24 protein-coding genes are annotated in these 20,919 nt (G+C 71.2%); 12 read left to right on the forward strand and 12 right to left on the reverse strand.

The annotated features are described in order from the left end of the window. Positions 1-67: 67 nt before the first annotated feature. Both ACZ6D7_RS11960 and ACZ6D7_RS11965 read left to right on the forward strand, forming a co-directional pair. The gene (locus ACZ6D7_RS11960; protein ID WP_469487687.1) at positions 68-577 is read left to right on the forward strand and encodes a sigma factor-like helix-turn-helix DNA-binding protein; all 510 of its coding nucleotides are present in this window, start codon (positions 68-70) and stop codon (positions 575-577) included. Then, positions 574-822, forward strand: a complete 249-nt coding sequence (locus tag ACZ6D7_RS11965; RefSeq protein ID WP_469487691.1) for a hypothetical protein — start codon at positions 574-576, stop codon at positions 820-822. The genes ACZ6D7_RS11960 and ACZ6D7_RS11965 overlap by 4 nt, the downstream gene beginning before the upstream one ends. 88 nt (positions 823-910) lie before the next feature. On the opposite strand, the gene ACZ6D7_RS11970 is transcribed toward ACZ6D7_RS11965, so the two are convergent. Then, entirely contained in the window at positions 911-2,065 is a 1,155-nt protein-coding gene (locus tag ACZ6D7_RS11970; RefSeq protein ID WP_469487698.1) for a cystathionine gamma-synthase, read from the reverse strand. Between the two features lie 196 nt (positions 2,066-2,261). Between ACZ6D7_RS11970 and ACZ6D7_RS11975 the strand changes: the two genes are divergently transcribed. Next, the gene (locus ACZ6D7_RS11975) at positions 2,262-3,380 is read left to right on the forward strand and encodes a hypothetical protein (protein WP_469487701.1); all 1,119 of its coding nucleotides are present in this window, start codon (positions 2,262-2,264) and stop codon (positions 3,378-3,380) included. A 142-nt stretch (positions 3,381-3,522) separates the two neighbouring features. On the opposite strand, the gene msrA is transcribed toward ACZ6D7_RS11975, so the two are convergent. Continuing rightward, positions 3,523-4,035, reverse strand: a complete 513-nt coding sequence (gene msrA / locus ACZ6D7_RS11980) for a peptide-methionine (S)-S-oxide reductase MsrA (protein WP_469487704.1) — start codon at positions 4,033-4,035, stop codon at positions 3,523-3,525. Between the two features lie 359 nt (positions 4,036-4,394). Here msrA and ACZ6D7_RS11985 point away from each other — a divergent pair, with 359 nt between their 5' ends. The 3 genes from ACZ6D7_RS11985 (at position 4,395) to ACZ6D7_RS11995 (ending at position 6,561) form a co-directional block, all read left to right on the forward strand. Beyond that, positions 4,395-4,829 carry a hypothetical protein gene (locus ACZ6D7_RS11985; protein ID WP_469487707.1) on the forward strand — a complete coding sequence of 145 codons (435 nt, stop codon included), beginning with the start codon at positions 4,395-4,397 and terminating at the stop codon, positions 4,827-4,829. A gap of 113 nt (positions 4,830-4,942) precedes the next feature. Then, positions 4,943-5,407 carry an SRPBCC family protein gene (locus ACZ6D7_RS11990; RefSeq protein ID WP_469487712.1) on the forward strand — a complete coding sequence of 155 codons (465 nt, stop codon included), beginning with the start codon at positions 4,943-4,945 and terminating at the stop codon, positions 5,405-5,407. A gap of 50 nt (positions 5,408-5,457) precedes the next feature. Beyond that, positions 5,458-6,561: a serine hydrolase domain-containing protein gene (locus tag ACZ6D7_RS11995; protein ID WP_469487717.1), complete on the forward strand. Its 1,104-nt coding sequence runs from the start codon at positions 5,458-5,460 to the stop codon at positions 6,559-6,561. 73 nt (positions 6,562-6,634) lie between these two features. Here ACZ6D7_RS11995 and ACZ6D7_RS12000 read toward each other — a convergent pair whose 3' ends face one another. The 3 genes from ACZ6D7_RS12000 to ACZ6D7_RS12010 form a co-directional block, all read right to left on the reverse strand. Beyond that, entirely contained in the window at positions 6,635-7,015 is a 381-nt protein-coding gene (locus tag ACZ6D7_RS12000; RefSeq protein ID WP_469487723.1) for a DUF5958 family protein, read from the reverse strand. 121 nt (positions 7,016-7,136) lie between these two features. After that, complete coding sequence (locus ACZ6D7_RS12005; protein ID WP_469487726.1) at positions 7,137-7,772, reverse strand: hypothetical protein; 636 nt, start codon at positions 7,770-7,772, stop codon at positions 7,137-7,139. A gap of 76 nt (positions 7,773-7,848) precedes the next feature. Beyond that, positions 7,849-8,235, reverse strand: coding sequence for a VOC family protein (locus ACZ6D7_RS12010; RefSeq protein ID WP_469487729.1), 387 nt, complete (start codon positions 8,233-8,235; stop codon positions 7,849-7,851). Positions 8,236-8,296: 61 nt separating this feature from the next. On the opposite strand from ACZ6D7_RS12010, the gene ACZ6D7_RS12015 reads away from it, so the two are divergent. Genes ACZ6D7_RS12015 through ACZ6D7_RS12025 form a run of 3 tightly spaced genes read left to right on the forward strand, consistent with a single transcriptional unit; the run spans position 8,297 to position 11,423 of the window. Beyond that, positions 8,297-9,382, forward strand: coding sequence for an ABC transporter substrate-binding protein (locus ACZ6D7_RS12015; RefSeq protein ID WP_469487732.1), 1,086 nt, complete (start codon positions 8,297-8,299; stop codon positions 9,380-9,382). Beyond that, a complete protein-coding gene (locus ACZ6D7_RS12020) occupies positions 9,379-10,365 on the forward strand; it encodes a FecCD family ABC transporter permease (RefSeq protein WP_469487735.1) in 987 nt (328 codons plus the stop codon). The genes ACZ6D7_RS12015 and ACZ6D7_RS12020 overlap by 4 nt, the downstream gene beginning before the upstream one ends. Further along, positions 10,362-11,423 (forward strand): FecCD family ABC transporter permease, encoded by a 1,062-nt coding sequence (locus ACZ6D7_RS12025; protein ID WP_469487738.1) that lies wholly within the window; start codon positions 10,362-10,364, stop codon positions 11,421-11,423. The genes ACZ6D7_RS12020 and ACZ6D7_RS12025 overlap by 4 nt, the downstream gene beginning before the upstream one ends. 175 nt (positions 11,424-11,598) lie before the next feature. Here ACZ6D7_RS12025 and ACZ6D7_RS12030 read toward each other — a convergent pair whose 3' ends face one another. Next, positions 11,599-12,639 (reverse strand): NAD(P)-dependent alcohol dehydrogenase, encoded by a 1,041-nt coding sequence (locus tag ACZ6D7_RS12030; protein ID WP_469487741.1) that lies wholly within the window; start codon positions 12,637-12,639, stop codon positions 11,599-11,601. A 172-nt stretch (positions 12,640-12,811) separates the two neighbouring features. Between ACZ6D7_RS12030 and ACZ6D7_RS12035 the strand changes: the two genes are divergently transcribed. Next, on the forward strand, positions 12,812-13,717 hold the full coding sequence (locus tag ACZ6D7_RS12035) for a helix-turn-helix domain-containing protein (RefSeq protein ID WP_469487744.1): 906 nt from the start codon (positions 12,812-12,814) through the stop codon (positions 13,715-13,717). A 102-nt stretch (positions 13,718-13,819) separates the two neighbouring features. Here the strand turns inward: ACZ6D7_RS12035 and ACZ6D7_RS12040 are convergent, their stop codons facing one another. From ACZ6D7_RS12040 to ACZ6D7_RS12065, 6 genes are all read right to left on the reverse strand, one after another. Then, positions 13,820-14,611 (reverse strand): globin domain-containing protein, encoded by a 792-nt coding sequence (locus ACZ6D7_RS12040; RefSeq protein WP_469487747.1) that lies wholly within the window; start codon positions 14,609-14,611, stop codon positions 13,820-13,822. Positions 14,612-14,691: 80 nt separating this feature from the next. Further along, positions 14,692-15,261, reverse strand: coding sequence for a hypothetical protein (locus ACZ6D7_RS12045; protein ID WP_469487752.1), 570 nt, complete (start codon positions 15,259-15,261; stop codon positions 14,692-14,694). A gap of 137 nt (positions 15,262-15,398) precedes the next feature. Further along, positions 15,399-16,085 carry an ABC transporter ATP-binding protein gene (locus ACZ6D7_RS12050; protein WP_469487756.1) on the reverse strand — a complete coding sequence of 229 codons (687 nt, stop codon included), beginning with the start codon at positions 16,083-16,085 and terminating at the stop codon, positions 15,399-15,401. A 36-nt stretch (positions 16,086-16,121) separates the two neighbouring features. Continuing rightward, a complete protein-coding gene (locus ACZ6D7_RS12055) occupies positions 16,122-17,588 on the reverse strand; it encodes an ABC transporter permease (protein WP_469487758.1) in 1,467 nt (488 codons plus the stop codon). A 136-nt stretch (positions 17,589-17,724) separates the two neighbouring features. Further along, on the reverse strand, positions 17,725-18,969 hold the full coding sequence (locus ACZ6D7_RS12060; protein WP_469487761.1) for a L,D-transpeptidase: 1,245 nt from the start codon (positions 18,967-18,969) through the stop codon (positions 17,725-17,727). A gap of 235 nt (positions 18,970-19,204) precedes the next feature. Further along, positions 19,205-19,510, reverse strand: coding sequence for a hypothetical protein (locus ACZ6D7_RS12065; protein WP_469487764.1), 306 nt, complete (start codon positions 19,508-19,510; stop codon positions 19,205-19,207). 157 nt (positions 19,511-19,667) lie between these two features. On the opposite strand from ACZ6D7_RS12065, the gene ACZ6D7_RS12070 reads away from it, so the two are divergent. Then, complete coding sequence (locus tag ACZ6D7_RS12070; RefSeq protein WP_469487770.1) at positions 19,668-20,051, forward strand: LPXTG cell wall anchor domain-containing protein; 384 nt, start codon at positions 19,668-19,670, stop codon at positions 20,049-20,051. 42 nt (positions 20,052-20,093) lie between these two features. Further along, a complete protein-coding gene (locus tag ACZ6D7_RS12075) occupies positions 20,094-20,888 on the forward strand; it encodes a hypothetical protein (RefSeq protein ID WP_469487773.1) in 795 nt (264 codons plus the stop codon). The last annotated feature ends 31 nt before the right edge of the window (positions 20,889-20,919 follow it).

Consider the following 20,919-nt stretch of genomic DNA (forward strand, 5'->3'; position numbering starts at 1 on the left):
GCCTGGCCTCATATGAGAGCGGTGTACGAGGGTTCCCAGGGGGTCGCCGTACGGCGGGAGGCTCGGTGTGCGTGAGACGCGTGCGGTCCAGGAAGCCCGCCGGGCCCGGGAGTTCGAGGCGTTCGTGGCCGGAGCGGGCGGCCGGCTGCTGCACGCCGCCACGCTGCTGACGGCCGAGGGACCGAAGGACAACCCGCGTGCGCGCCGCCTGCTGACGCTCGCCCTCGCGCACACGTACGCGTGCTGGGACCGGCTGCGCGGCGAGGACCCGTACAACCATGCCCGCGAGTGTCTGGCCACCCGCTTCGCGCACGGCACCTGGCACCGGTACGGCGGGCTGCCGCTCGGCCGCGCCCGTACGCACGCCACCGGCCCGCTGGCCGGGCTCGCACCCCGGGAACGGCTCGTCCTGGTCCTGAGGCTCTACGAGGGTGTCGCCGAGGAGCAGGTGGCGGCGCTGCTCGGACTGCCCGTGGAACGGGTGCACTCGGTCTGCGACCGGGCGACGGCGACCCTGCTGCATCCGCCGCGCGGCCCGGCCCCCGCGCGCGTGCGGGCGAAGGCCGCGGCGTCGTGAACCGGCCCGAGCGGGAAGCCGCCGTACGGCAGATCCTGGAGCGGACCGCGCCGCGCGTACCGACGGACCTCCACGCGGAGGCCGTCCGCCGGGGCAGCCGCCTGCTACGGCGCCGGACGCTCGCCCTGCGGCTGCTGTGGCTGCTGATGTTCGCGGCGACCGTGGCGTTCGTCGTCTGGGCGGTGACGGCCCGCCCGTGGGTGGAGCCGCCGTCGGAGACGACTCCACCGCTCACCGGCTGGTGAGAACCCGGGAGACGGGCTGCCCGGGGACCGGCCGAGAGATTGGCCGGAAGACCGGCCCGGAGACCTGCCCGGGTACGGGGACGTCGGCCTAGCCGAGGGCCTGCTGGAGGTCCTGCAGCAGGTCGTCGACGTTCTCGATGCCCACGGAGAGCCGGACCAGGTCGGCGGGGACCTCCAGCGCCGAGCCGGCCGCGGACGCGTGCGTCATCCGGCCCGGGTGCTCGATGAGGGACTCCACACCGCCCAGGGACTCGCCGAGCGTGAACACCTTGGCGCGGTTGCAGACCTCGACCGCCGCCTCCTCGCCGCCGGTGACCTGGAAGGACACCATGCCGCCGAAGGACCGCATCTGCTTGGCCGCGACCTCGTGACCGGGGTGCTCGGGCAGGCCCGGGTAGAGCACCTTCGTCACACGCGCGTGCCGGGTCAGCATGTCGGCGATCTTCGTGGCGTTCTCGCTGTGGCGGTCCATGCGCACCGACAGCGTCTTGGTGCCGCGCAGCACCAGCCAGGAGTCGAAGGGCCCGGCGACCGCGCCCATCGCGTTCTGGTGGAACGCCAGTTCCTCGCCGAGCGTCTCGTCGGCCGTGATCAGCGCGCCGCCGACGACGTCGGAGTGGCCGCCCATGTACTTGGTCAGCGAGTGCACCACGACGTCCGCGCCGAGCGACAGCGGCTGCTGGAGGTACGGCGTGGCGAAGGTGTTGTCGACGACCAGCTTCGCGCCCGCGTCCCGGGCGATCTGGGCGACGACGGCGATGTCGGTGATCCCGAGCAGCGGGTTGGAGGGGGTCTCCACCCACACGGCCTTGGTCTTCGGGGTGATCGCGGCCCGGACGGCGGTGGGGTCGCTGGTGTCGGCGACCGACCACTCCACGCCCCAGCGGGCGACGACCTTGGCGAACAGGCGGAACGTTCCGCCGTACGCGTCGTTGGGGATGACCACGTGGTCGCCGGGGCTGAGCAGCGTACGCAACAGACAGTCCTCGGCCGCCAGTCCGGAAGCGAACGCGAGGCCTCGGCGTCCGCCCTCGAGGGCGGCGAGGTTCTCCTCCAGGGCGGTGCGGGTCGGGTTGGCGCTGCGGCTGTACTCGTAGCCGCCGCGCAGGCCGCCGACGCCGTCCTGCTTGTAGGTCGAGACCTGGTAGATCGGCGGGACGACCGCGCCGGTGAGGGGATCGGCGGTGTTGCCCGCGTGGATCGCCAGAGTCTCGAAGTGCTGACTGATATGCCTGTCACTCATGGGCACCGAGCGTAGTGCGCCCGCGGGGTTGCTGCCGGACCGGGCGGTCTGTTTCGGCTGCGGCGCGGTGCGGTGGGGTGGGGTGGGGTGCGGTGGGAACCCGCCAAGGGCGCGATCGGCGGCCGCGGTCGGGGAGTTTTCCACAGGTGCGGGGACGGGTTGGCCAATTGTCGGCGCCGTCTGGTTCGCTTGAGTCATGGAAATTCTCTGGGTCCTGATGGCGCTGGTCATGCTCGGCTTCGTGGTGGTGCCGTTGCTGCGGCGCCGGCGCGGCATGATCGAGCAGGTCCCCGCGGGCCACCCGGACGGCGCGGACCCGGCGACCTACGGCTTCGTGCGCACGGAGGAGCTGGACATCCGCATGCCCGGCCCCGACCAGGACCTGCTGGACGTCCTGGACGTGGTGCAGCACACGCAGGACTACCACGCGGCGCAGCAGCTGCTGGCCGGTACGGAGACGGAGGGCGAGCTGCGCTGGCAGCGCGTCCAGGCCTTCGCCGGCGCGGCGGCCCTGGAACTCCAGCAGCGGCCCGGTGGTGTCAGCGAGGCGCCGGGCGGCCAGTGGCTGCGGGTGTGGCGGACGGAGGCGCCGAAGGACGCGGGCGGTGCCGCGGTGCACGCCGAGTTCCTGGTGCAGCAGGCGTGGCGGACGTCGACGCCGGGCACGGACGACTTCCGGATCATCATGGAGGAGGCGAGGGACGCCTGCGGCCAGGCGGCGCTGCTCTCCCCCGGTGACCCGATCCCGTACATCGTCGAGCTGTCGGTGGCCCGTGGCCTGAACTACCCGCAGGCGGAGTTCGAGCAGCTCTGGCTGAAGATCCTGGACCGCGCCCCGGCGCACATGGGGGCGCATCTGGCGGCCCTGCACTACTGGTGCGAGAAGTGGCACGGTTCGCGGGAGCAGGCGAACGCGTTCGCGGAGGCGGCCGCGGCCCGCGCCCCGCGGGGCTCGCTGCTGGCGGCCATGCCGCTGTTCGCGGTCTTCGAGCACCTGCCCGAGGTGAACCTGGTCAGCAGCTTCTACCAGAGCGAGGTCGTCACGAAGGCGATACACGGCGCGCTGTTCGCGGTGCACGCGGCCCGTCCCGACGACCCGATGCTGGCGCACGTCCGCCATCTGCTCGTGTTCTTCCTGGTCCGCTCCGAGCGCTGGGCGGAGGCCATGGGCCAGCTGATCCACGTGGACGGCCATGTCGGCGCCCTTCCGTGGACGCTCTCAGCGGACCCGGCCGGGGAGTTCGCCGTCTACCGGGCCATGGCGGTGGCGGGCTTCGAGGCGAACGGCGGCAGCCCGGCGACACTGCGGCACTGACCGGGCCCCTGCCCGCGGCCCGCGGCCCACGGCCCGCGCGGGGGCGGTCTCCGTCACCGGAATACCGCCGCCCGCCGCCCGTTGCCCGTTGCCCGCCGCCCGTTGCGACAGGTTCCGTCCCGCCGCCGGGCCGCCCTCGCGGTCAGCCCTGCGTGCGGGCGGGCAGCCGCCATCCCGGGCGCGGGAAGTGGCAGGTGTACCCGTCGGGGTAACGCTGCAGGTAGTCCTGGTGCTCCGGCTCCGCCTCCCAGAAGGGGCCGACCGGCTCCACCTCGGTGACGACCGTGCCCGGCCACAGTCCGGAGGCGTCCACATCCGCGATCGTGTCCTCGGCGATCCGCTTCTGCTCGTCATCCACGTAGTAGATCGCCGAACGGTAGCTGAGGCCGATGTCGTTGCCCTGGCGGTTCTTGGTGCTCGGGTCGTGGATCTGGAAGAAGAACTCCAGGATCGCGCGGAAGTCGGTCTTCGCGGGGTCGAAAAGGATCTCGATGGCCTCCGCGTGCGTGCCGTGGTTACGGTACGTCGCGTTCGGCACGTCACCCCCGGTGTAGCCGACCCGGGTCGCCGTCACCCCCGGAAGACGGCGGATCAGCTCCTCCATCCCCCAGAAGCATCCGCCCGCCAGCACGGCCCTCTGCGTCTGCGCAGCCATTACGGCCCCTCCAATATCAGTCAGCTCGGTCACTCGGGCTGCTCGGCGCACACCACCGGCGTCCCCTGGCCACTCCCCTCAACGCGCGAGGGTTCCGGGCGATTCCGTGCCCGGCAGGGTGGACGAAGAAGCCACCGTCGAGGTCGGCAACGCGCGTCCCGCGATCGCGGGACCGGGGTGTCGTACCCGATCGGATCCGTATGGCAAGGTATGCCGACAAGTCACGGCGGCCGGGCCTCGCGTGGGAGTCCGGGTCGGAGGTTTTCGGGCACAGGGTTCCTGCGGCAGCGCGGGGGCCGGACAGACGCGAGGTGGTCGGGACGGTCCCGTTCACCGCCCGATCCTTCAGGAGTACGTCCGTGAACGGAAAGCGCCGTCGGCTTCTTCTGGCCGCCGTCCACCCCCTGCTCGAGCCCGGGGAGCAGGTCGAGGTGACGACCATCGTGAACCTGCGTTCCGTCACCGTGGGCCGGACAGCGGCGTTCGCGGCGGCCTCGGCGATCCTGAGCGGGGGTGCGATGGCCGTGGTTCCGGTGCCGACCCCCATGTATCTGGCGATGACCGACCGCCGCATCTTCATCTTCCGGGCCAACCCGACGTTCGCCCGGCCGGAAGAACACCTGATGACGATCCCGCGCGCGGGTCTGGTCCGCTCGGAGATCAAGGAGCGGGTGCTCAACTCGTCCTTCGTCGTCTCGTCGGCGGGCAGCGAGCAGGGCCTGAGGATCGTCTTCCCGCTGCTCGGCCGCAAGGAGCGGAACGAGATAGCGGCCGCCCTGCCTCTGGCCGGCTGACCGGCTGACGGCGCTGACCGGCTGACGGCGCCGACCGGCTGACGGCGCTGACCGGCTGACCGGCCGGCCAGGCTCCGGCGGCGACTGTCAGTGGCCGGTGCTTTCATGGGGGTATGGGCAGCAGGAGTGTCGTGGTCGAGCGGCGGGTCAGGGCCGGGCAGGGGGCCGTATGGGAGGCGCTGACCGATCTTCGCGGGATGCAACGGGTGCTCAGCGGGGTCACCGGGGTCGAGGTGCTCACCGAAGGGGGCTTCGGGGTGGGCACGCGGTGGCGCGAGACGCGGCGGATGTTCGGCAAGGAGGCCACCGAGGAGATGTGGGTGACGGCCAGCGTGCCGCCCGAGCGGTATGTGGTGGAGGCCGAGTCGCACGGGTCCCACTACGTCTCGGAGTGGGACCTGCTGGCGGAGGGGCCTTCGGCGACGACCGTGCGGATGACCTTCTCGGCCACCCCGACCGGTGGCGTCAGCGGTCTGCTCGCCAAGATTCTGGGCGGCGTGGGCGAACGGGCGGTACGCAAGGGCATCGCCAAGGATCTCGACGAGGTCGCCGCGGCGGTCGAGGGCCGCGCCGCCTGAGCCGGAAATTCGGTTGCCTCCGGTCGGGCCGGACGCGCTGAATACCGTATATGGCCGATATCCAGGGCACATACGATGATCTGTTCGTGGCGGTCCCCCAGGCGCTGGCCGCGCTGCTGGACGAGGGGGACGTCGGCGGTTCCGTCGCCGTGTTCGTGGACGGCGAGCCGGTCGTCGACGTCTGGGGCGGGTTCGCCGACGCCGGGCGTACGGTGCCGTGGGAGCGGGACACGATCACCAACGTCTGGTCCGTCACCAAGACGATGACGGCGCTGTCCGCGCTGGTCCTGGCCGACCGCGGCGCACTGGACCCGGACGCGCCGGTCGACCGGTACTGGCCCGAGTTCGCCGCGGCGGGCAAGGAGAAGGTGCTGGTACGGCACCTGCTCGCGCACACCGCCGGCCTGCCCGACTGGGACGGGCCGATCGAGGGCCTCTACGACTGGCCGTCCGCCACGGCGCGCCTGGCCGCGCGGGCTCCGCGATGGGAGCCGGGGACCGCGGCCGGCTATCACTCCCTCACCCAGGGGTTCCTCGTGGGCGAGGTCGTCCGCCGGATCACCGGCCGGAGCCTGGGCGAGTTCTTCGCGGAGGAGGTGGCCGGCCCGCTGGGCGCCGACTTCCACATCGGGCTGCCCGCCGAGCACGACCACCGGGTGGCGCTCTCGGTGCCGCCGCCGTCCCGGGACGAGGACTACTCCGCGAGCGCGTCCGGCGTCAGCACCGACCCCGCCGGCACCGCCGTGCGCGTCCGGGACGGCAACGGCGTGGCCTGGCGTCGCGCCGAGATCCCCGCGGCGAGCGGGTTCGGCAACGCCCGTTCGGTCGCGCTCGTGCAGTCGGCCATCGCCTGCGGGGGCGCGGTGCGCGGCACGCGGCTGCTGTCGCGGGCGGGCTGCGACCGTGCGCGGGAGGAGCAGTTCAGCGGCGAGGACCGCATCCTGGGCATGCCCACCCGGTACGGCCTCGGCTACGGGCTGTTCGGCAACGCCCTCGGCTGGGGCGGCTGGGGCGGCTCCCTCGTGATGATCGAGCCCGACAGCCGTATGGCCGTGGCCTACGTGACGAACCAGATGCGCGAACCGGCGGAGGACACCCGAGGGCTGGAACTGGTGATGGCCGCCCAGGACGGGCTCACGGGTCTGCGCGCCTGAGGCGGCGGGCCGAGGTCGCCGACCGACGGGCCGCCGCCGCGGGGCGCTCCCATCAGCGCACCCACCGGCGCTCTCACGGGGCGGCGGCCATGTTGTGCCACTCATGGCCGCAGCCGTCGGCGCAGTACCGCTCGCGTCGGCGGGTGTCGGCGACGGTGAACAGGGCGAGCAGCACACGGAACGCCCGGACCCGGTCGTAGGGCGGGAGATGGGTCATGTTCAGCCGCCACCGGGTCAGCATCACGGCCGGTGTGTACGTGGGACGCAGACCGGACAGCGCGATGGCCTCCTCGGCATCCGACTCCACCGCCCGCGCCTGCACGCAGAACTGCACCAACTCCTTAAGCATCAGCCGCTGTTCGTCCTCCGGGAGACCGGTGAACCAGTCCACGCCGTCGGGAGTCGGCCGAAGGCCCTGGGCCAGCTGGTTGAGGATGATCTGATGCTCACGCACGTTCCCCGCCCCCTCCGGCGAGCCGCCTGCGAGGCCTCGCCCACCTCGACTGAACCAGGAGGCGGCCAGCGACCGCAAACGTGTTTCCCGGCGAGGTGATGAAGTGGAACCACCGCGACCGTCACCGGCCGCCCGCCATCGCCACCGCCCGCGCGACAGCCGCCGTGACCGCCGGTCCCCGGTCGGGCCACCGCCGTGCCGCCCAGTCGCCGACGGACACGAGGAAGTCGGCCAGGTCCTGTTCCGCGCCTGCGAGGTGCCCGCGGAGGTCGGCGACCGGCACATGGATGACCGGGCTGTCGGCCCGTTCCGCGTCCACCGTCAGACGCACGACGGCACCGAGGCGTTCGGCGTAGGGAGAAGGGTCGTGACCGAAGGAGACGGTGGCCGTGGTGGCGGCGGTGCCGTTCTCGTCGACAAGGTCCCACCAGTCCCGCCACTCCTCCAGGCCGTCACAGCAACCGGGCCGGAAGGTGACACCCCTCGCGGTGTCCGTGACCCGCAGACCACCGGATGCGATGACGTCCTCACCGGTGAGCAGACCATGGAGAAACCCGCCGAGCGGATCCTCACCATCAGCCCCCGTCTCCGCCTCGCCCCCGTTGCACGCGGCGATCGACATCACCGCCGTCCCGATCTCCCCCTCGCCCATCCCCCCGTGCAAGGGCAGAAAGGACCAGGTCTCCGAACCGTCCAGCTCCCAGAGGGAGAAGCCGTCTCGGGGCTGAACTTCCAGAACGGGACGCACGACGATCACCCGCACAGTCTGCGGCAGCCGCACCACCGACGCCCACCGGAATACAGCCGGGCGCCGAGGACAGGCCCCCCTCGGTTCAGTCGCCCCCGCTTCCATAAGGCCGGGTCAGGATTTCCAGGCGGTGGCCGTTCGGGTCGTCGAAGTACGCGCCCCGGCCGCCATCGTTGTGGTTGATCTCACCGGGGTGGTGGTGGAAGGGGTCGGCCCAGTAGGGCAGGCCGGCGGTGCGGACGCGGGCGAAGATCGTGTCGAACTCGTCCTCGGAGACCAGGAACGCGTAGTGCTGCGGGGTGATCTCCCCTTGCGCGTCAAGGTAGTCGAGGGTCACACCGTTGGGGATCGCGACGGGGACGAAGGGGCCGTAGGGGTCGCTCACCGCCAGGCCGAGGATGTCGGCGAGGAAGCGGGCCGAGGCCTGCTTGTCGTGTGCGGCGACGATGGTGTGGTTCAGCTGAACGGTCATCGTGGTGCCTCCTCGTCACCAACATACTCCCGACGGGTTAAGGTAAGGCTCGCCTTAGTAAGTGATCGGGAGTCATGACGTACGTACGGCGAAGTGGAAGTCGGCCCTGGGTGCGGCAGTCGTGGTCGGAGGGCTGCTGGCGGGATGCTCCACCGGCTCTGACAACGATGCCAACACCTCTGCCGCGAACTCCGGGAAGAAGGACGGCGACCGCAACCTCGTCGCCGGCGCCTCCGAGGGCCCCTCGGCCGCCCCCAGCACCCTCGCCGACGGCATGGGCGCGGACACCGACACCGACGGTCACTTCCCGCGGACCGTCAAGCACTTCCAGGGCAGTACGACGATCGAGGCCGAGCCGAAGAAGATCGCCGTGCTCAGCACCGGCCAGCTCGACGACCTGCTCACCCTGGGTGTCGTCCCGACCGCCTCGACCCGCGCCGACAACGCCGGCCTCGTGCCCGACTACCTCGCGGACGCCTTCCCGCGGGACAAGGCGAAGCTCGCCGCGATGACCGACGCGGGCACCCGCCAGGCACCCAGCCTCGAATCGCTCGCCGCCGCCCAGCCCGACCTCATCCTGGTCAACGACTCGCTCGGCGACCTCTATCCCAAGCTCTCGAAGATCGCGCCGACCGTGGTCACCGCCGGCCAGGGCATCAACTGGAAGCGGGACCTGCTGCTCGTCGGGGAGGCCGTCGGCAAGGGTCGGGCCGCGCAGAAGCTGCTCGACGGGATCGTCTCCGACGCGCAGGCCGCGGGGAAGGCCGTCGGCGGCGATCCGAGCGTCTCCATGGTGCGGTTCACGCCCGACCGCACCCGGATGTTCGGCGTCTCCTCCTTCACCGGGTCGATCGCCGTCGACATGGGGCTGTCCCGCCCCGAGTCGCAGCGGTTCAACGCCATTTCGGAGGACATCAGCGCCGAGAAGATCGACACCGCCGACGGTGACTGGATCTTCTACTCCGTGCAGGGCGACGCCGGGAAGACGGAGGCGGCCGCCGTGGTGGCGGGGCCGCTGTGGAAGGGGATGGGCGCGGTCGAGGCCGGGCAGGCCGTCGAGGTCGACGACGACCCGTGGTACCTCAACGCCGGTCCGACCGCCGCGCGTCTGGTCGTCACCGAGCTGTCGGAACACCTCGGCACGTGAGGCACCTCGCCTGGCCGGCGGCCGCCCTCGCGGTGGCCGCCGCGGCCGTGCTCAGCCTCGCCGTCGGCACCCGGGCCGTCCCGCCGTCCGCCGTGCTCGACGCCCTGCTGCACGGCGGCGGCTCACCGGACGCCCTCGTCGTACGGTCCCTGCGGCTGCCGCGCACCGAGATCGGGCTGACGGCCGGCGCCGCGCTCGGGCTGGCCGGCGCGGCCCTCCAGGCGGTCACCCGCAACCCGCTCGCCGACCCCGGCATCCTCGGCCTCAGCCAGGGCGCGGCCGCCGGCGTCGTCCTCGCCCTCGCGTTCGGGCTCGCGAACGGCTTCGGCGGCTATGTCTGGTACGCCTTCGCCGGCGCCGTCGCCGCCGCGTGCCTGGTGTACGCCATCGCCGCCCGGGGCCGGGGCGGGGCCTCGCCGGTGAAGCTGGCGCTGGCCGGTACGGCCCTGTCCGCGATGACCGCCGGCGCCACGACCGTCGTCCTGACCTCGAGTTCGGCCACGCTCGACCAGTTCCGGTTCTGGCAGGTGGGCGCGCTCAGCGGACGGGACGCCGGCACCGTCGTACGGATGCTGCCGTTTCTGGCGGTGGGGGCGGTGCTGGTGCTCGCGTGCGCGCGGGGGCTGGACGCGCTGGCGCTCGGGGACGAGACGGCGCGGGCGCTGGGGCATCGGGTGCACACGGTACGGGGATGTGCGGCGCTCGGGGCGACCCTGCTGACCGCTTCCGCGGTGGCCGCGGCGGGACCGATCGCCTTTGTCGGACTGGCCGTTCCCCACCTCGCCCGGCGGATCACCCGCAGTGCCGCCCATCGGGTGGTGCTGCCGCTGTCCGCGCTGCTCGGGGCCGCGTTGCTGGTGCTCGCCGATGTGGCGGGGCGGGTGGTACGGGCTCCCGCGGAGGTGCCGGCCGGGGTGATGACGGCGTTGGTGGGGGTGCCGGTGCTGATCGTTCTCGTACGGCGGAAAGGGGCCGCTTCATGAGGCGTGCCCCCGGACCGACGGGGCTCACCGTGCTACGGCCCACCCCGCGCACCTCCCTCCTCCTCCACCGGCGATCCCTCTGCGTCGTCGCTCTCCTCGCGCTCCTGCTCGCCGCCGTCATGATCCTCTCCGCCTGTCTCGGGCAGATCCACGTCCCTCCCGGCGAGGTCTGGCGCACCGTGCGGGGCGATGCGGGGCCCTACGACCTGATCGTCAACGAACTGCGCGTCCCCCGGATCGTGCTCGGAGCGCTCGTCGGTGGCGCGCTCGGGCTGGCCGGGGCGCTGGTGCAGAGTGTGACGCGCAATCCGCTCGCCAGCCCTGATGTGATCGGCGTCGGGCACGGGGCCGCCGCCGCGACCGTGGTCGCGCTCGCCACCGGGGCCGTCGCCTCACCGGGGGCGATGCCCGCCGTGTCGGTCGTGGGCGGGCTCGGGGCCGCGGCGGTCGTGTACGCGCTCGCCTGGCGGCGCGGGATGCAGCCGAACCGTTTCGTGCTCACCGGTGTGGGGATCGGTGTCGCGCTCTCCGCGATCGTCCAGCTGTACATCGCCGACAGCGAGCTGGAGGCCGCCGAGCAGGTCAAGCTGTGGCTGACCGGGAGCCTCAACGGGCGGGGCTGGGAGCAGGCGGTGCCGCTGGCCGTCGTCCTGCTGTGCTCCCTGCCCGCGCTGGTGTGGGCGAGCCGGGCGCTGCGGCCGCTCGGGCTGGACGCGGACACCGCGGCCGCGCTGGGCGTGCGGGTGGACCGGGTGCGGCTCGCGCTGACCGTGCTCGGGGTGGTGCTGGCCGCGACGGCGACCGGGGCGGCCGGTCCGATCGGGTTCGTCGCCCTCACCGCGCCCCAACTGGCCCGCCGCCTCACCCGCGCTCCGCAACTCCCGCTGATGGCCAGCGCGTTGACCGGGGCGGTCGTCCTCGTCGGGGCCGACCTGACGGCCCGTACGCTGCTGCCGCCGCTGGAGATCCCGGTGGGCGCGCTGACCGCGCTGGTCGGCGGGCCGTATCTGCTGTGGCTGCTGGGCCGGGAACCCGGCGGGGCGCGGCGCGCGGCCTGACGGTCATAACCGGGAAAGGGCCCCCCGGCAGACACCGGGGGCCCTCACACGCGCGACTCGGATGTACGACTCAGACGTCCGACCCAGACGTACCACTCAGACGTACCACTCAGAGTCCGGCTCAGACGTACCACTCAGACGTACAACTCACACATAGGACTCGCGCATACGACGATCAGATCGTCGCCGTGTCGATCACGAACCGGTACCGGACGTCGCTCGCCAGCACCCGCTCGTACGCGTCGTTGATCTCCTGCGCGCCGATCAGCTCGATCTCGGCGCCCAGGCCGTGCTCGGCGCAGAAGTCCAGCATCTCCTGGGTCTCCTGGATGCCGCCGATGCCGGAGCCGGCCAGGGTCTTGCGGCCGGCGATCACCGAGAACAGGTTGAGCGCGACGGGCTCCTCGGGGGCGCCGACGTTCACGAACGCGCCGTCCGTCGTCAGCAGGGACAGGTAGGCGTCCAGGTTCAGCGGGGCCGAGACCGTCGACAGGATCAGGTCGAAGGTGCCCCGCAGCTCCTGGAAGGTCTGCTCGTCGCTGGTGGCGTAGTAGTGGTCGGCGCCCAGCTTCAGGCCGTCGTCCTTCTTGCGCAGCGACTGGGACAGCACCGTCACCTCGGCGCCGAGCGCGTGCGCGATCTTCACGCCCATGTGGCCGAGGCCGCCCATGCCGACGATCGCGACCTTCTTGCCGGGGCCGGCGTTCCAGTGCCTGAGCGGGGAGTACGTGGTGATGCCGGCGCAGAGCAGCGGCGCGGCCACGTCGAGCGGCAGGGCGTCGGGGATGCGGACGACGAAGTTCTCGTCGACGACGATCTTCTCGGCGTAGCCGCCGTAGGTGGGCTCGCCGTCCTTGCCGACCGCGTTGTACGTGCCGACATTGCCGCCGGTGCAGTACTGCTCCAGGCCGGCCTTGCAGTTGTCGCACTCACGGCAGGAGTCGACGAGACAGCCGACGCCCACCCGGTCGCCGACGGCGAACCTCGTGACGCCGGGGCCGACCTCGGAGACGATGCCCGCGATCTCGTGGCCGGGGACCATCGGGAAGATGGCCTCGCCCCAGCCCTCGCGGGCCTGGTGGATGTCGGAGTGGCAGATGCCGGCGAACTTGATGTCGATCAGGACGTCGAACTCGCGGACCGCGCGACGCTCGATCGTCGTGCGCTCCAGCGGAGCCTTGGCTGCGGGTGCGGCGTACGCGGCAACGGTGGTCATGCCGGGGTCTCCTCAGCGGGGGGTTCGTGGCCCGGTCTGCCTTCGGACCGGGTACGGCGTCCAGCCTGCCCCGCGGCGCGCGACTCACCCAGGTCACGCCTTTTCGTACGACTGGCGTGCCTACCACTGGCGGGGTCAGGCTCACCGTCGTACCACCGTGAATACTGGACGTATGGACGAACAGCCCGGACTCTCCGGCGCGCCCCTGGACCGGCGGGCCGAGCTGAGCGAGTTTCTGCGCACCCGGCGGGCGCGGCTGAAGCCGGAGGACGTGGGCCTGCCGGACTTCGGCCGGCACCGGCGGGTCCCCGGGCTGCGGCGCGAGGAGCTGGCGCAGCTGGCCGGGGTATCGGTGGCGTACTACACGCGCCTGGAGCAGGGCAACGGGCGGAACGTGTCGGCGGAGGTGCTGGACTCGATCGCGCGGGCGCTCAGGCTGACCGACGCCGAGCACGCGCACCTCACGCATCTGGCGAAGCCGAAGCACAAGAAGAAGCAGACCGCGCGCCCGCAGCAGGTGCGGGTGGCGCTGCGGCAGCTGCTGGACACGATGGACGGCGTCCCCGCGTACATCGTGGGGCGGCGCTCGGAGATCCTCGCCTGGAACCGGATGGCGGCGGCGGTCTTCGGCGACTGGGCGGAGCTGCCCGCGGCCGAGCGGAACTGGGCGCGACTGGTCTTCCTGAAACCCGAGTACCGCGAGCTGTTCGTCGACTGGGAGCAGAAGGCGATCGACATCGTCTGCGTCCTGCGCATGGACGCCGGCTGCTACCCCGACGACCCGCGGCTGTCCGCGCTCGTCGGGGAGCTGTCCGTCAAGAGCGAGGACTTCCGGCGGCTGTGGGCGACCCACGACGTCAAGGAGAAGAGCCACGGCGTGAAGCGGCTGCGGCATCCGCTGGTGGGCGATCTCTCCCTGAACTTCGAGGGGTTCCGGCTGGCGGGCGACGGCGACCAGACGATGGTGACCTACCACGCGGACCCGGGCTCGCCCTCGGCGGAGGCGCTGCGGTTGCTGGCGAGCTGGGGTGCGGATGCGACACGGGCGGGGGCGGGGTCACAGGCGCCGTCCGCCTGACCCGTGCGGTCCGCCTGCCCCGTGCCCTCCGCCTGACCCGTGCCCTCCGGCTGCCCCGTGCCGTCCGCCTGACCTGTTCCGTGTGCCGGTGGGAAGGGCCGCTCAGCCCTGATAGGGCGGCGCCGCCCCCCAGCCCCACTTCGGCACCGGCTGCTCCGCCGGCGGCTGCGCGTCCGGGCCCGAGAAGTACACGGCCAGCCGCGTCCCCCACTCCACGTACGCCAGGAACGCCGAGCGGAACTCCGCGTCGGTCGGCAGGCCCGCCTCGTCGGCCGCGTCCTGGATGAGGTTGACCCAGCGGCGGCGCTGGGGCTCGGTGATGCGGCGGCCGAAGTGCTTGGCGACCATGTGGCTGTGGCCGCCCTGGGTCGCGGAGTAGGCCTCCGGGCCGCCGAAGACCTCCGCGAGCCAGAGGGCGACATGCTCGGCGTGCTCGGGGGCGAGGCCCGCGAAGACGGGGGCCAGCAGGTCGTCCTCGACGACCTTGGCGTAGAACGCCTCGGTCAGCCGGGCGAAGGCCTTCTCCCCGCCCGCCCAGGAGTACAGCGTGGGCACGGCGGAGCCCGTCCCGCGCACCGGGGTGGCCTTGTAGTGCCGCATCTCCTCGATGTCCCCGACGTAGGGCCGGATCTCGGCGAGGAAGGGCGGGAACAGGTCGGAGGCACGGAAGCCCTTGAGGTGGTCCTCGGTGGAGGTCCAGGTGATGCGCAGGACGAAGTGGGCGGAGTCCTCCTCGCAGCGGGTGAGTTCGTAGTCGACGCAGTGCGGTGACGCCGCGAGCGGGACCGCGGCGCGGGTGTAGGCGGCGAGGAAATCGGCCGCCCTCTCCTCGGGGACGCGGTAGCGGACGTACTCCACCGTGGTGCGGGGTGTGGCTGTCTCGGGTGCCGTCATGGGGCCAGGCAAGCACGGACGGCTCTCCGGAAGCTGCTCTTCCGGCGGGCCGTCCGCTCAGCGCTCAGCGAACCCCGCTCTCACCTGCCGTGGTACGCGTCGTACACCGTGATCGACGCCTTGTCGCCCGTGCGGTCGACGACCGTGGCCGAGAAGGAGACGGACCGGCCCGCCGCCGGGTTCACGACCGTGACACGGCCGCCGGTGACCGGAATCTTGCGCCAGGTCCTGCCGTGGTCGTACGACACCCGCACCGCCAGTGAGCGCAGGTTCGCGCCCCGGGCGGTGCCCTCCACGGTGACCGGGAAGGACACCGTCCGGCCCGCCTCGACCCGGCTGTCCGCGCCGGTGGCCGCGCCGAAGCGGACGGTGGACGCGGGGAGCCGTACGGTGCCGTCGCCGGAGGGGCGGGCGGAGCGGAACCACCAGATCGCCACCACCCGGCCGGTGGCCGTCGCGACGGTGCCGCGCCCGGGCCCGGCCGCCGACGCTTCGCCCGTGGCCCCGGCCACCCACGTCTCGCCCGCGGCCCCGGCCGCCGTACCGTTCCCGGGCCCGGCGGCCGCCGGTTCCGTCGAGCCCGTGGTGAGCGCGGCGACGACCGCTGTGGCAACGGCCGCCGCGCGGACACACTTCACTCGTGTGAGCACGTTCCCCCCTTGTCGCACCCGGGCGGCGGTCCCCGCGCAGACATGCGCAAACCCCCCGGAACGGGAAGTATGCCGGGGGGTGTTCCTACGCCTCAATACGTCAGAAGTACGTCACGCCGGGGGGTACTTGAGAGTGATCAGGAGGACGCGGCGTTCTCCTTCACCGTGATCTTCCCCTTGCGGATCGTGGCGACCCGCGGGGCCTTCTTCGCGATCGACGAGTCGTGGGTGACCATGATGAAGGTCAGCCCGTGCTCCTTCCACAGGCTCTCCAGCACCTCCATGATCTCGTCGCGCATGCCCTCGTCGAGGTTGCCGGTGGGCTCGTCGGCGAGCAGCACCTTCGGCTGCTTCACCAGCGCGCGGGCGATGGCGACGCGCTGCTGCTGGCCGCCGGACATCTCGGACGGCAGATGCCCGAGCCGCTCGCCGAGGCCGACGGACCGCAGCGCCTCGGCGGCCCGTGCGCGCCGCTCCTTGACCTTGACGCCGAGCGGGACGAGCGCCGTCTCCACGTTCTCCTGCGCGGTGAGGGTCGGGATCAGGTTGAACGACTGGAAGACGAAGCCGATGTTCTCGCTGCGCACCTTGGTCAGCTTGGCCTCGGACAGCTTGGCCAGGTCGGTGCCGTCGAGGACGACCTCGCCCTCGGAGGGCCGGTCGAGGCCGCCGAGCATCTGCAGGAGGGTGGACTTGCCGCCGCCCGTGGGGCCCTGGATGACGAGCCGGTCGCCGTCCGCGATGGTCAGGTCGACGCCGTCGAGCGCGTGGACGGTGTCCTTGCCGCGGGTGTAGCGCTTGGTGACGCCTCTGAGTTCGTACATGGGGAGAACAACTCCTGAAGTAGGTGAGGGGGTTGGCTACTCGACGCGCCGCAGCGCGTCGGCCGGGCGCAGCCGGGAGGCGCGCCAGCCGCCGAACGCCCCCGCGATCAGACCGCCGGCGACGGCGAGGCCGACCGCCATGGCCACCGTCGTGACGCTCACCGGCGCGGTCAGCGCCACGTCGAGCGTCTTGGCGGCCGCCTGTCGGCCGGGGCCGCCGCCGAAGCCGCCGCCGGGACCGGCCTGGGCACCGCCGCCACCGCCGCCGCCCAGCGAGGCCTCCAGGGTGGGGCTGACGGCGGTCACGGCGTAGGCGCCCGCGAGGCCGAGCGCGATGCCCAGGGCGCCGCCGAGGAGGCCGTTGACCATGGCCTCGCCGATCACCTGCCCCGTGACCCGGCGGGACTTCCAGCCCAGCGCCTTCAGCGTGCCGAACTCGCGCACCCGGCGGGAGACCGCCGAGGAGGTCAGCAGACCGGCGACGAGGAACGCGGCGACGAGGACCGCGATGGACAGCCACTTGCCGACGTTGGTGGCGAGGGAGGAGGCCGTGGAGAGGGAGCCGGAGACGGTGTCCGCGAGGTCGGCGGAGGTTGTCACCGTCGTACCGGAGACGTTCTTCTGGATGGTCGACTTGACGCTGTCGATCTTCTGGGAGTCGGTCGCCTTGACGTAGATCGTGGTGACCTTGTTCTTCGAGTCGCTGAGGGTCTGCGCTTGGGCCAGCGGGATGTAGACGTTGGCGGCGGAGTCGCCGCTGTCGGCCGTGGCGATGCCGATCACCTTGAACTTGACGCTCTTGATGGTGACGGTCGAACCGACCTTGAGTTCCTTCTCCTTGGCGTACGCCGAGTCGAGCACGGCGACCTTGCCGCTGGTCTCGGTGGACGTGAACGTACGACCGCTGGTGATCTTTGAGGAGGTCAGCGGGCCCAGCTCGGGCTGGGTGACGTCGGTGCCGAAGACGGAGTAGTTGTTGACGTCGAAGTTGGCGCCGCCGCCCTGCACTTCGCCCTGCGGCCGGCCGCTGCCGCCGCCCCCGGGGCCGCCCTGGCCGCCGCCGTTGCCGCTGCCGTCCTGCTGGAACTGGCCGCGGGTGAACTGGCCGCTGACCTTGATGACCTGGAGGCTCAGTCCGCCGACCGCGTCGGAGACCCCGGTCTGCTTGCCGACCTTGGTGACGGTCGAGGTGGACAGGGTCTGGAAGCCCTGGACCATCACGCGGTCGGTGCTCTGCTCCTCGTCGGAGTCGTCGTCCTGCGCGTCGAACTGGAAGCGCGGACGGTCGGAGGCGCTCGCGGTGGGCGAGGCGGCCTTGGTGACCGTCATGTCCGTGCCCAGGCCGTAGAGGGACTGGAGGACCTTGTCCTGGGCCTTCCCCATGCCGGAGGACACGGAGGAGACCACGATGACCAGCGCGATACCCAGCGCGAGTCCGGAGGCGACGACGAGGGCCGCTTTTCTGCGGCGGCGCAGTTCGCGCCTCAGGTAGGTGAAGAACATGCGCCGCAAGGTAGGTACGGCGTGTGATGACTCGATAAGGCTGAAATAAGAGAATGATGAGAAGGCTGTGACGGAGCCCGGAAATGCCGGTGCCGCCCCTGGGGGCGGCACCGTGAAGCTGTGAGTCGACCGAGGGTCAGACGGCCGAACCGGCCTTCCACTGGGCCCAGTCCATGTTCCAGCCGTTGAGGCCGTTGTCCGGGGACACCGTCTTGTCGCCGGTGTTCTGGACGACCACGACGTCACCGACGATGGAGTTGTCGTAGAACCACGAGCCCGGCGTGTTCGGGTCGTTGGCGCCCTTGGTGTCGGACAGGCCGACACAGCCGTGGCTGGTGTTCACCGCGCCGAAGATGGACTTCGCGCCCCAGTAGTTGCCGTGCACGAAGGTGCCGGAGGTGGTCAGGCGCATGGCGTGCGGGACGTCCTTGATGTCGTACTCGCCCTTGCCGTCGTCGTCGGTGAAGCCGACCGTCGCGCCGTTCATCCGGGTCTCCTTGAACTTCTCGGAGATCACCATCTGGCCTTCGTACGTCTTGTTGTCGGGCGAGCCGGCGGAGATCGGGATCGTCCGCACGGTCTTGCCGTCCTGCGTGACCTTCATCTGCTTGGTCTTCGCGTCGACGTAGGTGACCTGGTTGCGGCCGATCTTGAAGGTGACCGTCTTCTGCTGCACGCCGTAGACCCCGTCGGCGCCCTCGACGCCGTCGAGCGCGAGCTTCAGGGTGACGGTCGAGTCCTCCTTCCAGTAGTCGTCCGGACGGCAGTCCATGCGCACCGTGGAGAACCAGTGGCAGACGACCTCCTGACCGCCGGTGGTGGTGACCGTGATGCCCTTCTGGACGGCCTCCTTGTTGGTGATCTCCTTGTTGAAGTTGATCGACACGGGCATGCCCACACCGACGGTCGAGCCGTCCTCGGGCGTGAAGTTGCCTATGAAGCTGTTGTCCGGGGAGACCGTGGTGAAGGAGGCGTTCTCGTGGGCCTCCAGGCCCTTGGAGTCCTTCGCGGTGGCGGCGACCTTGTAGGTGGTCGAGCGCTCCAGCTGGGCGCTGGGCTTCCAACTGGTCTTGTCGGCGGAGAGCGCGCCCTCGACGGCGGTGCCGTCCGCGGTGGTCATCTTCACCTCGGTGAGCGTGCCCTTGCTCACCGTGACGGTGGAGTTGTTGATGGAGGCGTTGTTGGAGCCGTCCGCAGGCGTGATCTTGATCTGTGCCTCGGAGGACTTCTTCGCCGCCGCCTCGTCGGCCCTGGCCTGCGAAGAGCTGTTGCCGCCGTCCGACGCGCTGCTGTCACCGCCGGAACACGCAGAGAGCACCAGAACACCGCCGAGCAGTGCGGACGCGGTCATCAGACCTCGGCGCCGCCTACTGTCCGTCATCACACGCTTCTCCATCGTTGCCGATTTCACAGAACACCGAGAGTCCCCGTTAAGAACATCAACGCTACGACCGGTTCGCCCCGTTCCATATTTTCCCCATGTGTGGGGCACGCCACGTTCGCGAGGGCGGTGAGCCGCTCGGGACGGGGGGCGCGGGTGTCGTCCAGTGCGCCCCTTGAGACGACGGAACCCCGGGCGGTGGTTGCCGTCCGGGGTCACGATTTCCCCAAGACGATCAGCCGGTGCCACCGTCGCGCCCGTCTTCTTCATCTTCCTCGACATCATCGTCGTCCACGTCCCAGTCCGGCGAATCGGGGTCGTAGTCGATCTGCTCGCTGGACCAGGACGCCTGCTGGAGCTCCACCCCCGGCACCTCACTGACCAGGTCGAACGGGTCGACGAGACAGGCGAGGGCCTCGGCGGCGTCCTCCGTCACGGCGCTCTCGGCGTGGGCGCGCTCGGACTCCGGGGTCTCCGGGTCGTCGGCGATGCGGCGCAGCGCGGTCTTCGTCACGGCGTCGCCGTCATGAATTTCCAGCACGAGCTCCACTCGAAGCCGGACAAAACGTGATGTCTCTTCAGTACTCATGCCCGGAGCGTACGGCTCACAGCTCCTGCAACTTTCCCGCGACCCGCGACTTTCATTAGCATCGGGCCACACGGCCAATTCGCCAGCGCCACAAGGGGATCGATATTCCGTGTCATCCGCTCGCCGCCCGTTGCTGACCGCCACCGCCGCGGGGACCCTGCTGGGTGCCCTGTGGTTCGTCCCGTCCGCCAACGCGTCCCAGGACACCTCGGTCAGAACGGAGACGACGACGCAGGTCACGACGCAGGCGCGAGCCGCGTCCACGACCTCGAAGACCTCCACCACGAACGACACCCCTACCGGGGCAAGGGCCGACGCGGCAGCCGACACGACGGCCGCCGAGGACGCCGGCACGACGGCGGACGACGGCGTCCGGCTCGCCGACACCGGAAGTTTCGACACCACCCCGTACGTCGTGGGCGGAACCACGCTGCTCGCCCTGGGCGCGGGGTTCGTGGTCTATTCCGTTCGCCGGGAACGTCTCGATTTTTGAATTGACTTGACTCTTCCTTGACAGGGACCTCATAGTCCGCTCATGAAGAGATCATCGGGGGCGCGGCTGTGCGCCACTGCCGCGGTGGGCGCGCTGTCGCTCGCGCTCATAACGGGGTGTGGATCGTCGGACGAGGGGTCGAAGGACTCCGGGGGCTCGAAGGGTTCCTCCTCCTCGTCGGACACCGCGTCGGACGCGAAGGCGCTGACCGCGGCCGAGCTGGAGAAGCTGCTGCTCGCCCAGGGCGAGGTCAAGGGGTACAAGGTCGACTCGGGTGACGACACGCTCCCGAAGTCCAAGACCCAGGTGAAGACGGACAAGGCGGAGTGCGACCCGCTGGCCTGGGCGACGGCCGGCCTCGCCCCGGGTGACACGGACGCGAACGCCAGCAACTCCGTGGCGGAGGACAAGGCGTCGGACGCCCCCACCGCGCTGGACGACGTCAGCGAGGCGGACATCGCGGACGCCTTCGACGTCAGCCTGACGTTCGTGGGCCTGTCCTCGTACGACGGCGACGGCGCGGAGAAGGCCATGAAGGCCGTCTCCGACGGCGTGACGGCCTGCTCGGGCGGCTACGGCCTCAAGGCCGACGGCGAGACCTCGAAGGTCACCAAGGTCGCCTCGATCAAGGCCACCGGCGGCGGCGACGAGTCGGTCGCGTTCTCCGAGGACGTCGACATGGACGGCGAGGGCACGGCCACCTTCAACACCGAGGTGGTCCGCAAGGGCAACACCATCGCCACGTTCTACTCGGTGAACTTCGCCTCGTTCGGCACCGGCGGGGCCACGGAGATCCCGGCCGCCGTGGTCCAGGCGCAGGTCGCCAAGCTCAAGTAGGGCACGCAACAGACGTTCGGGGCCGACCGGT

It is taken from the genome of Streptomyces sp. NPDC041784, assembly GCF_055591025.1.

What these genes read in the sequence shown, in the direction of transcription:
- ACZ6D7_RS11970 (WP_469487698.1), bottom strand. Translation starts at nt 2,065, where the DNA reads ATGAGTGACAGGCATATCAGTCAGCACTTCGAGACTCTGGCGATCCAC.
- ACZ6D7_RS11975 (WP_469487701.1), top strand. Translation starts at nt 2,262, where the DNA reads ATGGAAATTCTCTGGGTCCTGATGGCGCTGGTCATGCTCGGCTTCGTG.
- msrA (WP_469487704.1), bottom strand. Translation starts at nt 4,035, where the DNA reads ATGGCTGCGCAGACGCAGAGGGCCGTGCTGGCGGGCGGATGCTTCTGG.
- ACZ6D7_RS11990 (WP_469487712.1), top strand. Translation starts at nt 4,943, where the DNA reads ATGGGCAGCAGGAGTGTCGTGGTCGAGCGGCGGGTCAGGGCCGGGCAG.
- ACZ6D7_RS11995 (WP_469487717.1), top strand. Translation starts at nt 5,458, where the DNA reads ATGGCCGATATCCAGGGCACATACGATGATCTGTTCGTGGCGGTCCCC.
- ACZ6D7_RS12010 (WP_469487729.1), bottom strand. Translation starts at nt 8,235, where the DNA reads ATGACCGTTCAGCTGAACCACACCATCGTCGCCGCACACGACAAGCAG.
- ACZ6D7_RS12025 (WP_469487738.1), top strand. Translation starts at nt 10,362, where the DNA reads ATGAGGCGTGCCCCCGGACCGACGGGGCTCACCGTGCTACGGCCCACC.
- ACZ6D7_RS12030 (WP_469487741.1), bottom strand. Translation starts at nt 12,639, where the DNA reads ATGACCACCGTTGCCGCGTACGCCGCACCCGCAGCCAAGGCTCCGCTG.
- ACZ6D7_RS12035 (WP_469487744.1), top strand. Translation starts at nt 12,812, where the DNA reads ATGGACGAACAGCCCGGACTCTCCGGCGCGCCCCTGGACCGGCGGGCC.
- ACZ6D7_RS12040 (WP_469487747.1), bottom strand. Translation starts at nt 14,611, where the DNA reads ATGACGGCACCCGAGACAGCCACACCCCGCACCACGGTGGAGTACGTC.
- ACZ6D7_RS12050 (WP_469487756.1), bottom strand. Translation starts at nt 16,085, where the DNA reads ATGTACGAACTCAGAGGCGTCACCAAGCGCTACACCCGCGGCAAGGAC.
- ACZ6D7_RS12055 (WP_469487758.1), bottom strand. Translation starts at nt 17,588, where the DNA reads ATGTTCTTCACCTACCTGAGGCGCGAACTGCGCCGCCGCAGAAAAGCG.
- ACZ6D7_RS12060 (WP_469487761.1), bottom strand. Translation starts at nt 18,969, where the DNA reads ATGACGGACAGTAGGCGGCGCCGAGGTCTGATGACCGCGTCCGCACTG.
- ACZ6D7_RS12075 (WP_469487773.1), top strand. Translation starts at nt 20,094, where the DNA reads ATGAAGAGATCATCGGGGGCGCGGCTGTGCGCCACTGCCGCGGTGGGC.